The sequence below is a fragment of the Sporosarcina contaminans genome (assembly GCF_042679045.1).
Classification (GTDB): domain Bacteria; phylum Bacillota; class Bacilli; order Bacillales_A; family Planococcaceae; genus Sporosarcina; species Sporosarcina contaminans.
In genome coordinates this window covers 37,487-50,023 of the sequence record NZ_JBHTLT010000001.1, presented here as the reverse complement: position 1 = coordinate 50,023, position 12,537 = coordinate 37,487, and the positions used below count along the sequence as shown (strand labels likewise).

Here is a 12,537-nt window from a genome sequence, read left to right as displayed (position 1 = left end):
GTAAATTAATCTCATTCGATAAGCGGCCTTTTCGTTAGGATTTCAAGCGCCTGGGCTTCCGTGAAACCTTCATGCAGAAGGCTGTTGTATTTTGCACTGAGTATTTTCGCGTTCACCGCGTTTTGTTCTATAATTAAAGGCAGCATAGCTTTCAGATTGTCCAGGCCTATTTGAATTTCAAGGTTCAAGGCTGCGCTGTTCATTGGTTTATAAGGTTGTTTTTCTTCAGGCATTTCAAGACCCCCAAACTATGTCATAGATTCCGTTCTCGTCCGGTTCCGCTGTCACACGGATTTCAGATGGCAGATTCAAAGCGGGACGAACGCCGCTGATCCCAACGTACGCGGTGCTGTGGGAGATAACCCCAGAAGTGTTCACGCTACGCGCGCTGCTCGAGTGCCCGGCATGCGGGGTTCTGAGCCACCACCAATCAGCTTCATTCGGATCCCCTTCATTGTCGTTTTGCGTACATTCCGGAGTAGGATAAGCTTTCCGGGAATCGTCATCGGTGAAGATGGCCAACGGCTTTCCATCGTCCGACAAGCCAACTTCTCCAGCCGACAGTAGGAACACTTTGCCTTGGACGGAATCATTGATCTGCTGGATGAACTCTTCACTGAAGTTGGCCAGGAAGCCCTTTTCGTCTGCATACGGATTGCCGTATACGTGTTCCGCTGTTGGAGCCTGGTCATATTCATGCAGCGGTGTGAACCAATCGTCTTTATAACTGTTCAGCCAAAGCCCGATATTAGAAACCTGGTATTCGTTATTGCCCCAATCGGCACGTCTTTCATCCGGATTGTTTGGCTCCCTTGCGTCAAACGCTTTGAAGGCCAGGATTCGTTCAGCCAGGATCATTGACTGTGTTGGCCCATAGTAGCCATGGTCAGCGACCAGCCAAACGACAGGAGCACCATAATATTTAGTGTTCTTGTCGCGGATCTTTGCACCGACAGGCAGCTCATGGAGCGCCTGCGTTTTTTCATTACCCATCCGCAATTTAATTTCAAAGATGATGGATTCCATCGTGCCGATGAGCACTTCTGTCGGCTGTTCCTTCAATGGAACTTGCCAGTTCTTTTCGTAAATTTCAGCGATTTTCGTATGAATCTCAGCCAGCGCTTTCTGCACTGCCGGAGTAATTTTTTCGGTTGTCATAGTAAATCCCCCTCAGAAAATAGTTAGTTGCCGTAAGTCCGATTCTTGCAGATCGCTCAGCGTTTCAACGGCGTTCTGCTTCTTGGCCAAGCCCCTGCCCCATCTGAATATGTTGCCGGGTGTTTTCCAGGTTTCATAGAACGTCAAGGCCAGCGTGTCGCCGTGAAGCACTTCTGCGTTCATCCCCAAAAGCGAAAACTGAATGTAACTCATGTGAACGGCCTTCTTGTCAATGTCCTGGGCTATCACCCGGAGGACTTGCTGCGGGTTGTACCCTTTTGCCCGGAGCGCATTGAACAGGGCTATGATTGTCACACCGCCGCCGACCGTAGGCTCGTTCACCGTCACAAAACCTTTTTCCTCAATCAGTTGGATGCTGTCCTGAAGTGTCAATTCAGCCATGAGCTGTGAGACGGACATAGGTGTGAAGAATTGCCCTTTCCAGCTGTCATACAGTTCCAATTCCATGAAGAGCCGGCCAAGGTAGTCATCCGGTCGATGTTCCAGCGCCATGATAAGACGCGCCATCATTTCCGGGAATATATTCACTTCGCTTTTATCGTATTGGCCGATAATTTGCATATAGCGGGCTTCCCGTCTTTTGTATTGAACCAGATCCACGCTGTTGGAAATCGTGATGGCGATAAGCTCCAGGAAGTCCTCAAATACTTGGTGAACGCCGTGCTTGTAGCGCATCGAATTAAAACGCTTGGCCATTTCCTTTACATGATCCACGGCTCTGCCTCCTTAATAGCTACGAACGGGCATAAGCAGGACTTCAACATCATCCGCACTCATGAGAATCGGACGGAAGCCGGAAAGACTTCCCGATACTCCCACTTTGCCAGCGTAGCCTTCAAACACTTTCAAGCATTGCAGAAGGCGCTTGCCGTCAAGGTTTCTTTCCAAGCTCTCGCCTTCCCCGATCTCCCAGCTGCCGCTGGAGCCGTCCAGGAGCTTAAAGGAAAGATATATTTTCCCTTCTTCACCGGATAGCTTCACGACCGGTATCTTCTCAGAAGCGTCCGACTTACTCATAACAGCTATGAAAGCTGCGGCTGCGTCCAACCAAGATTCAACGTCTATCGTAGCGACCGGATCTCTGTCAGGAATCAGCCGGTGCAAGTCAACTTTCTCCGCATCCTTTACGGGCTTCCCTGATAGTGTCAGGATCTTCGGTTCTCCCGCTTCCGCTATTTTTACTTTCAGAAGCTGGATTCCATTTGTAGCAAGACCGAAGCCGTCCTCATCCACCTGATAGCCCCGGACAGCCACTTTTTCGTGTTCCGGATCAACAAAATTTTTCAAGTGTTTATGAAAAAGCGATTCCAAGCTCTTCAAGCAGATCCTCTCCTTTCGGCAGCTTCATTCCCGTATAGAAAGGCTCCAAGTTAAGCAGGGTAAGCCTTCCGGCTTTGTACCGGATTTCCAGCGTGTCGTCCACGAAAACAGCCGACAGTTCCAGGGCAGGAAGCTTCTTGATGAATTGCTTCAGCAGCTTTCCATTGATGACAAAACCGTTTGCAAATTGCACCGGTTCAGATGAAGCCATGTAATACTTTTTGCGCTTCTCCAGCTGTTCGATTTCATGTTCAAGCCGGTTGGCTTCTCTTCTGTTCTCAGCTTTCAAAGCTTTGCGGTATTCCTTCCTGGAATCCGTGATGGCCGATTGAATTTCTTTTTGCATGTCCTTCATTGCAGTTTTCACGTAAAAGCCCCCTCTATTAAGCTTTTGAAATTTTGATTTTTTTCCCTCATATCTTGAACGAAGTTCCCCAAACGATCCCAGAAGCAAAACTCTCTATTAGCCCCTTTGCTGAAGAGCCAGAACTGCATTTTTTCCAGTAAGGAGTTCATAGTCACACTTCGCTTTCGTATTCTGTTTTTCAGTAAAGTTCAAAGCTTCGGCTTCTTTTTCCTTGCCGACCGCAATCAAGGCACAATGTTATTGCAAAAGATACGTAAGACAGACATTTCTCGCAAATATCAATGCCGCAACGATCACACACGAGAATTTCATCATCTTCTTCACCGCATTTTGCGCAACAGTTGTATTTCAGCATAGTTCTCGCCCTCTTTTAATCTTTCATATAAAATTCAGTTTCAAAGCCGTCTGCATCCAGCGGCAGCCCCGGCGCCCAAGGAATCGGCTGTGACATGATTTCTTCAACTTCTGCCAGGCTTCCAAAGCCGTAAGGCGTATCAGTCACCAATTCGTCATGGACGTGCATGACGATCTTGTAGCCGGCTTTCTCGACGTTCATCATGGCGTATGCCAGACAATCCCGGGCGGTAGCCTGGACGATGTTCTCCACAAGCTTTCCGCCGTATGTTTCAACCGGACCCCATTTGTTTGCAGCGTTCAAGCCGTCAAATTCAATGGACGGCTGTCCGAACTTCCCTGTGATGATCCGCGGCTTTACGTATGCCAGCTTCCTGCCGCTTGGCAGTGTGATGTAAAGAATCCCCCTATGATGATGGAACTCCACGCCATGCGTCCGGACTTTCGACTTGTATTGGATCGCTTCGATAGCAGCACGGTTACACGCCCACCAAAAATCTACAATCTTTGGGTTCGCTTTTCGCCAGGCGTCCACCAGGCCTTGCAGCTCCCCTTCTTCAAGGCCCATGTCCAAGGCGCCCATAGAGACAAGTGCACCAGGCCCGCCTTGATAGCCAAGGGCCAATTCGGAGACTTTACCTTTTTGCCGTAACGGTGATCCGCGGTCAATCGTTTCAATCGGTACGTTGAACATTTCCGCGGCCGATGCTTCATAGATTTTCCCGTGCGTCTGGAAAACGTTCAGGCGCCATTTCTCCTGGGCGAACCAGGCAATCACGCGGGCTTCAATTGCGCTGAAGTCAGACACAATCAAACGGTTCCCCGGAGAAGCGACAAGCGCCGTCCGGATAAGCTGAGAAAGGATATCGTTCCGGCTTTCCTTGAAGAGCAAGTCAATGGCATCGAAAGCGCCGGCCTTCACCAGCTTGCTTGCATTTTCAATGTCGTGAATGTAGTTCTTTGTCAGGTTCTGCACTTGCACCAGGCGACCGGCCCAGCGGCCCGTCCTGCCGGCTCCGTAGAACTGAAGCAGGCCCCTCACACGTCCGTCTGAACAGACAGCCCGCTCCATTGCCCTGTACTTCGAAACGGACGCCCTGGAAAGTTCCTGCCGGTGCTCCAGGACCGTGCGAACGGTCGGCGTGATATCATCTTTCAACATTCGTTCCACGTCATCTTTCCGGAGTGTTTCCGTCTTGGCCCCGTTTTCCTTCAGCCATTCCAGCAGCTGGGCGCGGCTGTTCGGATTGGCCAATCCGGTCAACTTCCTGGATTCCTCCATGAGCTGCCCCGCAAATTCTTCATTACAAACGATGGCTTGTTCCATGAGCACTTTATCCAGCTGGACGCCACGGTCGTTTATGTGCTGATCCAGTGACCAAAGATCCTGTTCAAACTTGCTTACTTCAAGCGCCGGATCTATCTTCTGCCGGATGGCCATTTCCACTTCAACATCACGGCGGTTATAGTCAATGTACTGCTGCCATCTTTCCGGATCGTGTTCCGGAAGGTTTCGGGTACGTCCGCCGTTGGTCTTTGTCGGTTTACACGGAAGTGAGAAGTATCGGATCAGCGCCTTACCCGCTGTATCTTTTTGAATGTCCAGCTTCAGCGCCTGGGCCACGCCCTCCAAGTAACCTGGTAAGCCAAGCCGGGAAGCGTCAACCGCTGTACATTTCCATTGTTCGGGCGGCATCGGCTTGTCGAATTGCGCCGCGATACACGTCCGTTCAAAGTTCGCGTTGTATGCGATTTTCTGGATGCTGTCATCTGTCAAGGCTTCAAGAATATCGTCAGGCAACTGTTCGCCCTGGGCCATGTCTACCACCTCAACCGGGCCGCCATCTACGGAGTAGGCAAACAATAGAATCTCAAAATCAGGCGAATCGGCGTAGGCGTACACTCCGGACTTCAACAGATCCACGCCGCTGTATGTCTCAATGTCGATATTTAGAGTTTTCAAGAATCCCCCTCCCTCTTTTCTTGTACAAAAATAGGGAGCCTGGAAGCCCCCTATTCGATTTTATTAAGACAAGAAGTCAGGCTCGTCACCGTCATCTTCAAAGTCAAGCTCTTCAGCGAAGTCATTTTCAGCAGCATCTTTCCCAGCGAAACGCTCGCCGTCACGGGTAAAGAGAAGGTTGTTCAGCCCTGCCGCAATCCCCATGGAGCCGTTGAAGTTGTATGCGTAGAAGTTGATTGCCGCTTTGCAATAGCATCCGCTATAAAATTCATCTTCGCTTGTAATCTCGATTGTCTTGACCGGGCTTCCAGCTGGAGCCTTTTTCACTACGCCCGGTTTCGTTTTAGATGAGCAGTTCAAGAACATGTGGCCTGCATACGCTGGATCATCCGGACGCTCTTCATCGCCGTCGCGGAATGTCGTTTTCGGCTTCAGCGGGAACTTCTTCCCGAACTTTTCAACGCCGCCCTTGCGTGCTGCTTCAATGCCTTCCTCAATCAGTTCGATTGTTTCCGTGTCCTCTTTCGGAATGAGAAGTGAAATGGAATACTTCGCGTCAGAATCACGGTCCGTCATGGAAGCCGGTTCGAATACTTGTGCGTAAGAAGCGCGCACTTCGTTTGTGATGAGTTTAGTTCCTGTCAATTTAGCCATGTTAAAATTCCTCCAGTGATTTTAATATTTTTTGATTTTCAATGTTTCATAGACTGTCGGCAAAGTCGTCCTCAGCCGATTCCCTGGATTGCAGTTCCGGGCGTTTATCCGATACTGGAACAAGGGTAGGCTTTCCAGGCGGCTTCTCAATCAAGTCCGCCAGGACTTCAGCGAATACCTTCTTGCCAAGCTCTTTCTCCAGGGCCGTGATAGTTTTGAGTTCCTGCGGTTTGAAGATGGCAGCAGGCTCATATTCCTGTTCAAGCAGCAGCTCAGCGACTGCTTCCGGATTCGTGTATTTCCGATTGCTTCGACCCTCGACCAGCTTCCAGCCGTCAAACTTGGCGCCGTGCTTCTCAGCCTGTTCAAGCGCATATTCAGCGATATCTTTCGCCCACTTCTGAAGCTCGTCTGCCTGCTCCAGTATTCTTGCAATCTCGTCATGGGAAAGAGTTGGCGGATCCGCAAAATCATATTCAGCCATCTTCAGATTCTCTTCAGCGCGTGCCCGGCAGACCGGAGCTACTTTGCAAAACCGGCAGTGTGATCCCGGAACAAATTCGCCTTCGCCGTTCCAGGCCATTTCCGCTTTCGGTTTCACTTCGTTTTCACCCCAGGCAAGCAAATCAACTGCCGATAGGGTTTCACTTGAAATGCTGTCCAAGCGTGGCTGAACAATCGTCATACGTACCCGGTCAATGTCATACAACATGCTGTACCGGTCATAAGCACCTAAACCGTACAGGCGCATTTGTGAATTGTTCTCAGCGTCCACCGGGACGCCTTTTCCATACTTCAAATCCACGACTTCAAGCTGTCCATCGGCCAAGATCAGCACGTCACCGGTTCCAAAGCCTTCCGGTACCCATTCGCTGAAGTCAAGCCGCTGTTCGATCAAGACAAGTGCGTCCGGCGTGGAAGCGCGGGCTTCATTCACCCGTTCCATTACTACGTCTACATAGGACTGAACGTAGTCCTCCATGGCCTGGGAATAGTGTTCATTCGTCCGTTTGAATTTGTTCAGACGAATGGAGCGCGCCCGTTTACTTATATCTCCGATTTCATGAAGTAAGAAAATCTCTGAAAGCTCATGCGCTGCCGTACCCTCTTCAGCAAATATGGAAGAAGTGTCAGGCTTGTCGCTTTCAAGTGCTGCGGAAGGAGTACAGGCCATCCAGCGGGATGATCCGGAAGCGCTCAGCTTCGCGTGTGCTCTTTCACTGTGTGGTACTGTCATACCGATAGCCCTACAAGTTCAAGCAGTTTCTTGTAATCAGCCGGATTAACATCAGTCAGTTTCTTCACACCGAAACGGCTGAGAGCGTCCACTACTTGCTTTTGATTCTCTTTTCCACCTGCCGAGAAATCGGCCAGCTTGCCGCGGACCACTTCAAGAGAAATCAGCTGTTCCGCTTTTTCATCCCCTTCAGCCTCCGGTGTTGGTGTTGGTTCCGATTTCGTCCGTTGCTTTGGCGCTTCTTTGACCGGATCCTGTTTTGTTTCTTCCTTGGCTGGAGCGTCCTGCTTTTTGGTTTCAGCTTTCGGCTTGTCCTGTTTTGACTTATCAATTTCTTTTGTTTCCTCTTGCTTTGCTGTTGCTGGAGTTGTCAAAGGTAAAGGGTTATTCATTGAACTGAGAGCAGCAGCCAAGCTTTCAATCGCCCCTGCCAGTTCAGGCGCGTCAATTGTAATTTTTAAATTCATTACTGTTTCCTCCCGTTACGTGTTATAATTGTTCAAACAATATTTTTCCAAGCGCCCACTTTGCCGAGTGGGTGTTTTACTTTTCGCCACCAAAGATTTCAAGTTCCTCTTCCATCCGCTTATCAGTGAAATAGACTTTCCCCGCATCACCCATGAAATCTACGTCAACTTTGATGGTTTTTTCATCTTCATCAAAGTAGATCTGAAACAGACCGTCTTTGTAGAATAAGAAGTAGTGGTGATCGTTCAAATTCAACTCTTCACCGTGTTTCTTTTCCAATTCATCGAGGAGCGTTTTCGTCAGTTCATCCATCCGGCTCACCTCCTTTCAGGCGTAGCGCCTGGACCCCAGGAAATACTTACTTCAGGAATCAAGTTGAACGGAGAAGACTTATCCTCATGCTTATGCACATATCCGGCAGCAGTTAGATACTTGCTGATTACATTCAAGGCTTGTCGGTGTTCAAAATCCTGCACCGTAACTGATATTGCTGTTTTGCCTTCAAGTGCCGCGTTTTCAATCCGCTGCATAATATCCCGAAAAACCGGACCCTCCATGACCGCTGTTTCAAATTCCTGTTCCTTCTGCTTCGCAAGATCTGCCATGGAAGCTGCAGAAGGTATGTCGAATTTCAACATTTCCTTTCCCCCTTTAACGTTTAGCTGCAAAGTACAAGAGGCCAAGCTTTTGTTCCAGTGTCAGACCATTCCAGATTTTCGCTTTGATTTTCAAGGCAGTTCCTCCTTTCACTAACCGGTCAGCATGGTTCAGCGTATCTCAGGATGCTCCGCTGAACTTCACCTCTTCGACCGTTATCCCGGGGTTGAGGATTTTAAAGAGACTAACTTCTAACTCCTTCGGGAGTTTCACTTTCGACAAATCCTTTATGATATGACCATTCTTGTCTTTATTGATAATGCGCTTCATAGTTGCACTCCCTTTCATTTCGTTGGGTGCTGAGTATTTCACGTCCATTCCTCAGCCATCCGTTGATGGACTCCGTGCCGTAATGGCCCCCAATATTAAATGCAAGCGGAATCTTTTGTTTCCATATTGGCAACATCAATAGTAAAAAAAATGTTTATATCGTTAGGCGTTATCCCTAACTTGCTTGAAATAACGGAGAAGTCCTCCACCGTGATGGGAAGTTTTCCGTTTTCTTTCTTGGAATACGTTCCCTTTGTTACCTCCAAAACGTCTGCCATGTCCTGTACAGTCAATCCTTTTGCAATACGTTCAGCTTTCAAACGATTGTAGTTGAACTTCAAGACCATCACCTCACTTTCTGTGTGACCTTATATTATATCATTGTTTCCGATGCGTCAACACAATTCCACAAAAATATTCTTTTTTATATTTTTTAAAGACTATTGTTTCCTATTAGGAAACATGTTATAGTGAAATTCAGGAGGTGAAAATATTGAGAAACTCTACTGAAGTGGCTGAATACATTCAAAAATTACTTGACCAAAAAGATATGAAGCCAACTGAATTAGCGAACAGAATCGGTGTCGATAGGAGTACAGTCTCAAGGTATTTGAAGGGAACTCGGAAAATAAACATGGATGATATCCCAAAAATAGCGGCTGCTCTGGGAGTTTCGCATTTAGACATTTTGTTGGATAAAAGCGAAATACCGGACAACTTGAAACCAGCTTCCCCTAATACAGTATTGATCCCTATTCTTGGAACAATTGCTTGCGGTGATCCGATCCTCGCTGAAGAAAACATCAAGGGTTATCGTGAAGAACCGAAAGACAAGCTTCCAAGTGGGACTCTTTACTACTTAGAAGCTAAGGGTGACAGCATGGAGCCGGTTATACCAAATGGCTCTCATGTACTTATCCGTGAGCAGCCAGAAGTGGAATATGGCGAAATTGCTGCTGTACTCCTAAATGGCGACACTGAAGCAACATTAAAAAAAGTGACACGACAAGGCAACACAGTGTTGCTTGTACCTATCAACCGTGAGCATGAGCCTATAGTCGTCACTGAAGAGAACCCGGCACGAATTATTGGTAAGGCCGTGGAAGTGAAATACAAACTTTAATTTTTAGCGCTAAAGATTAATGTAGAGAAGAGTGGCTCATGCGCTACTCTTTTTCTTTAACGGTTTGGAGGAAGGTGTGAGTATGGATGATTAAGAAAACGTCTCTGCGTGTGTTTATCTATATTCGAGTATCTACTCAGGAACAGGCGAAAGAAGGGTACTCTATAGGAGCCCAGGAAGAACGGTTGCGTGCATATGCCAAAGCAAAAGGGTACACCATCGTGAAAGTGTATACCGATCCCGCTTATTCCGGAGCCAATATGGACAGGCCCGCTTTGCAAGAAATGATTAAACAGATAGAGAAAGGTGTTGTAGATCTTGTCCTGGTATACAAGCTTGACCGTCTCAGTCGTTCACAGAAGGACACCTTGTTCCTGATTGAAGAAGTGTTCTTGAAAAACAACGTAGACTTCATAAGTATGAATGAATCGTTCGACACTTCCACACCATTCGGTCGCGCCATGATAGGAATACTTTCTGTGTTCGCCCAGCTGGAGCGTGAACAGATCCGTGAGCGTACAATCATGGGAAAAGAAGAAAGGGCCAAGGAAGGAAAATGGCATGGCGGTGGTGGTGAAACCCGGATTGCGACAGGCTATGACTATATAGACGGGGCTTTATGTATCAACGAATACGAAGCTGAGTGCATTAGAACGATCTTTACTGAATATAACAAAGGTCTTGGCGTTTATAAAATCTTCAAGAAAATCCAGGACAAGTTCCCTGGAGTGTTAGCCTGTGAAACTACAGTTCGGAATATCCTATGCAATCCGCTCTATACCGGGAAGATTAAATATAAGGGTGTTGTATACGATGGACTTCATGAGCCGATCATTGAGGAAGAACTTTTCTCCCGTACCCAGGAGCTTCTGAAAAAGCGTACAGTTACAGAAGAACCTTTTCGGAAGCAATACATCTTCAGCGGCCTGGTCTATTGCGGCCATTGCGGAGCGCGCATGTTCGGGAGAACTGGAGGGAAACTTAAAAATGGAGACAACATGCGATATTATGTTTGTTATTCAAGACAAGGCCACCGCGAAAATATGATAAAGGACAGAAGCTGTCAAAAGAGTTCGGAACGTAAAGAGAAATTTGAGCAACTCATCTTTGATGAGATCAAGAAAGTGAACATGCGGTTTGTAGAGGAATACCGAACAGGTGAAAGTGACGTTTCAGGAAAGATTGAGACATTAGAAAAAGAAGCACAGCAAATAGACAAGCAAATAGCAAAATTGATTGATCTGTATAGCCTGGACAACATTCCTCTGGAAATCATGTCAAAGAAAATGGAGGGTTTGAAAGCGGATCGGGATAAAATCCGACAGCACATAGAAGAAGTAAAAGGTGAAATTGAAGTAAATAATTTAGAAGACATAAAAGAAACAGTTTCCCAGTTGTCCGACTTTGATTGGGACAACGAGGAAACCGACACGAAACGATTGTTAGTCGCCAAACTAATCAATAAAATAATCGTTTCTAATGACCATATTAACATAGAATGGGCGTTTTAATCGCCCTCATATTCTATGTTGCAAATAACTTCAACATGACTCGACTGCGGAAACATATCTACCGGCTGTATTTCCTTCGTTCGATAGCCGCCGTCTTCCAAAATTCGTAAATCCCTTGCTAACGTCCCCGGGTTGCACGATACATAGACAACACGTTTCGGTTTGTATTTCAAAATCGTTTGCAACAGATTTTCGTCGCAGCCTTTCCGAGGTGGGTCAACGACTAATACGTCAAACCGTTTTCCTTCCGCATACCAACGTGGGATAACGTCCTCCGCCGCTCCTGCTTCGAAGTGGGCATTTGTAATGCCGTTCAGTTCGGCATTGCGTTTAGCGTCTTCAATTGCTTGTGGTACGATTTCGACACCATACACTTCCATCGCGTTTTGAGCTAAGAAGAGGGAAATTGTGCCGATGCCGCAGTAGGCGTCAATAACCGCTTCATTTCCGGTTAGCTGTGCATAGTCCAGTGCTTGTCTGTAGAGTACCTCGGTTTGCACCGGATTCACCTGATAGAAGGAACGAGCGGAAATTTCGAATTTTGTGTCTCCAATCTCGTCAATGATGACTGATTTTCCGTATAGATTAATCGTTTCATTGCCGAAAATGACATTCGTTTTTTCGTTGTTAATGTTTTGCATAATCGATGTCACTTCGGGCACGACTTTTTTAATCATGTCAATGACCGCATCTTTTTGTGGGAACTTCTTTTTCGTCATCACAAGTACAACCATCACTTCCCCAGTTGCCCGCCCTTTTCGGACGATCAAATGGCGAAGCATCCCTTTATGTGTTTTCTCGTCATACGCGGATAAGCCCAATTCAAACATATGGTGTTTCAGCGTTGACATGAGTTCGTCTGCTTCTTCGCTTTGGATGATGCATACATCTGTATCGACAATATGATGCGTCCTTGATTTATAAAAGCCGGAAACAATTTTCCCATTCTGTTCACTGAAAGGGATTTGCGATTTATTGCGGTAGCGCCAAGGGTCTTCCATCCCTTTTACCGGATGGACAGGCACGTCAGGAAGCTTCGCAATCCGGTCAATGACGTCACGCACTGTCTTCCTCTTTTGCTTCAATTGACCTTCGTATGATAAATGTTGGAGCTGACAGCCTCCGCATTCCCAAAACACATGGCATGGAGGCTCAACTCGGTCCTCTGAACGTTTCTTTATATTCAATAGACGGGCGAACCCGTAATTTTTCAATGTTTTTCCGACTTCAATTTCCACTTCTTCGCCAACTAAAGCTCCCGGGATGAATAGCGGATACCCTTCGACTTTAGCGACACCCGATCCGTCATGTGTCATATCTTCCACTTGAACGGTAAGGCGGTCATGTTGATTTACAATAAAAGACATAGTTTTTCCTCCAAATTTCGTATGTACACAGTTTATCATGTTTTTCGCCTTAATCATAAAGAAGGAC

General features: G+C 47.1%; 16 protein-coding genes. 2 read left to right on the top strand and 14 right to left on the bottom strand.

Going from position 1 to position 12,537, the window contains the following annotated elements; all coding sequences use genetic code 11:
- Positions 1–11 precede the first annotated feature (11 nt).
- The 13 genes from ACFQ38_RS00250 to ACFQ38_RS00190 form a co-directional block, all read right to left on the bottom strand.
- Entirely contained in the window at positions 12–233 is a 222-nt protein-coding gene (locus tag ACFQ38_RS00250; RefSeq protein ID WP_381479434.1) for a hypothetical protein, read from the bottom strand.
- A 1-nt stretch (position 234) separates the two neighbouring features.
- On the bottom strand, positions 235–1,158 hold the full coding sequence (locus ACFQ38_RS00245) for a DUF6273 domain-containing protein (RefSeq protein ID WP_381479432.1): 924 nt from the start codon (positions 1,156–1,158) through the stop codon (positions 235–237).
- 12 nt (positions 1,159–1,170) lie between these two features.
- On the bottom strand, positions 1,171–1,893 hold the full coding sequence (locus ACFQ38_RS00240) for an N-6 DNA methylase (protein ID WP_381479431.1): 723 nt from the start codon (positions 1,891–1,893) through the stop codon (positions 1,171–1,173).
- A 12-nt stretch (positions 1,894–1,905) separates the two neighbouring features.
- Positions 1,906–2,499 (bottom strand): hypothetical protein, encoded by a 594-nt coding sequence (locus tag ACFQ38_RS00235; protein WP_381479429.1) that lies wholly within the window; start codon positions 2,497–2,499, stop codon positions 1,906–1,908.
- Entirely contained in the window at positions 2,471–2,866 is a 396-nt protein-coding gene (locus tag ACFQ38_RS00230; protein ID WP_381479427.1) for a hypothetical protein, read from the bottom strand. Before ACFQ38_RS00230 ends, ACFQ38_RS00235 begins: the two co-directional genes overlap by 29 nt.
- 370 nt (positions 2,867–3,236) lie before the next feature.
- The gene (locus tag ACFQ38_RS00225) at positions 3,237–5,183 is read right to left on the bottom strand and encodes a DNA polymerase (RefSeq protein ID WP_381479425.1); all 1,947 of its coding nucleotides are present in this window, start codon (positions 5,181–5,183) and stop codon (positions 3,237–3,239) included.
- Between the two features lie 63 nt (positions 5,184–5,246).
- On the bottom strand, positions 5,247–5,837 hold the full coding sequence (locus tag ACFQ38_RS00220) for a DUF2815 family protein (RefSeq protein ID WP_381479424.1): 591 nt from the start codon (positions 5,835–5,837) through the stop codon (positions 5,247–5,249).
- Between the two features lie 46 nt (positions 5,838–5,883).
- Entirely contained in the window at positions 5,884–7,074 is a 1,191-nt protein-coding gene (locus tag ACFQ38_RS00215) for a DUF2800 domain-containing protein (protein ID WP_381479422.1), read from the bottom strand.
- A complete protein-coding gene (locus ACFQ38_RS00210; protein ID WP_381479420.1) occupies positions 7,071–7,541 on the bottom strand; it encodes a hypothetical protein in 471 nt (156 codons plus the stop codon). Before ACFQ38_RS00210 ends, ACFQ38_RS00215 begins: the two co-directional genes overlap by 4 nt.
- 76 nt (positions 7,542–7,617) lie before the next feature.
- Complete coding sequence (locus ACFQ38_RS00205; RefSeq protein WP_381479418.1) at positions 7,618–7,854, bottom strand: hypothetical protein; 237 nt, start codon at positions 7,852–7,854, stop codon at positions 7,618–7,620.
- Positions 7,855–7,859: 5 nt separating this feature from the next.
- Entirely contained in the window at positions 7,860–8,180 is a 321-nt protein-coding gene (locus ACFQ38_RS00200; protein ID WP_381479417.1) for a hypothetical protein, read from the bottom strand.
- A gap of 139 nt (positions 8,181–8,319) precedes the next feature.
- Complete coding sequence (locus ACFQ38_RS00195) at positions 8,320–8,469, bottom strand: hypothetical protein (RefSeq protein ID WP_381479416.1); 150 nt, start codon at positions 8,467–8,469, stop codon at positions 8,320–8,322.
- A gap of 95 nt (positions 8,470–8,564) precedes the next feature.
- Positions 8,565–8,810, bottom strand: a complete 246-nt coding sequence (locus tag ACFQ38_RS00190) for a helix-turn-helix domain-containing protein (protein WP_381479414.1) — start codon at positions 8,808–8,810, stop codon at positions 8,565–8,567.
- A gap of 152 nt (positions 8,811–8,962) precedes the next feature.
- Between ACFQ38_RS00190 and ACFQ38_RS00185 the strand changes: the two genes are divergently transcribed.
- Positions 8,963–9,592 (top strand): LexA family protein, encoded by a 630-nt coding sequence (locus tag ACFQ38_RS00185; RefSeq protein WP_381479412.1) that lies wholly within the window; start codon positions 8,963–8,965, stop codon positions 9,590–9,592.
- Positions 9,593–9,678: 86 nt separating this feature from the next.
- A complete protein-coding gene (locus tag ACFQ38_RS00180; RefSeq protein ID WP_381479410.1) occupies positions 9,679–11,103 on the top strand; it encodes a recombinase family protein in 1,425 nt (474 codons plus the stop codon).
- Here ACFQ38_RS00180 and rlmD read toward each other — a convergent pair.
- Positions 11,100–12,470 (bottom strand): 23S rRNA (uracil(1939)-C(5))-methyltransferase RlmD, encoded by a 1,371-nt coding sequence (gene rlmD, locus ACFQ38_RS00175; protein WP_381479408.1) that lies wholly within the window; start codon positions 12,468–12,470, stop codon positions 11,100–11,102. The two genes, ACFQ38_RS00180 and rlmD, sit on opposite strands and share 4 nt — an antisense overlap.
- Positions 12,471–12,537 lie beyond the last annotated feature (67 nt).

Coding starts and splice junctions, on each gene's coding strand:
- ACFQ38_RS00250 (WP_381479434.1), bottom strand. CDS start 233: ATGCCTGAAGAAAAACAACCTTATAAACCAATGAACAGCGCAGCCTTG.
- ACFQ38_RS00245 (WP_381479432.1), bottom strand. CDS start 1,158: ATGACAACCGAAAAAATTACTCCGGCAGTGCAGAAAGCGCTGGCTGAG.
- ACFQ38_RS00220 (WP_381479424.1), bottom strand. CDS start 5,837: ATGGCTAAATTGACAGGAACTAAACTCATCACAAACGAAGTGCGCGCT.
- ACFQ38_RS00215 (WP_381479422.1), bottom strand. CDS start 7,074: ATGACAGTACCACACAGTGAAAGAGCACACGCGAAGCTGAGCGCTTCC.
- ACFQ38_RS00210 (WP_381479420.1), bottom strand. CDS start 7,541: ATGAATTTAAAAATTACAATTGACGCGCCTGAACTGGCAGGGGCGATT.
- ACFQ38_RS00205 (WP_381479418.1), bottom strand. CDS start 7,854: ATGGATGAACTGACGAAAACGCTCCTCGATGAATTGGAAAAGAAACAC.
- ACFQ38_RS00200 (WP_381479417.1), bottom strand. CDS start 8,180: ATGTTGAAATTCGACATACCTTCTGCAGCTTCCATGGCAGATCTTGCG.
- ACFQ38_RS00195 (WP_381479416.1), bottom strand. CDS start 8,469: ATGAAGCGCATTATCAATAAAGACAAGAATGGTCATATCATAAAGGAT.
- ACFQ38_RS00180 (WP_381479410.1), top strand. CDS start 9,679: ATGATTAAGAAAACGTCTCTGCGTGTGTTTATCTATATTCGAGTATCT.
- rlmD (WP_381479408.1), bottom strand. CDS start 12,470: ATGTCTTTTATTGTAAATCAACATGACCGCCTTACCGTTCAAGTGGAA.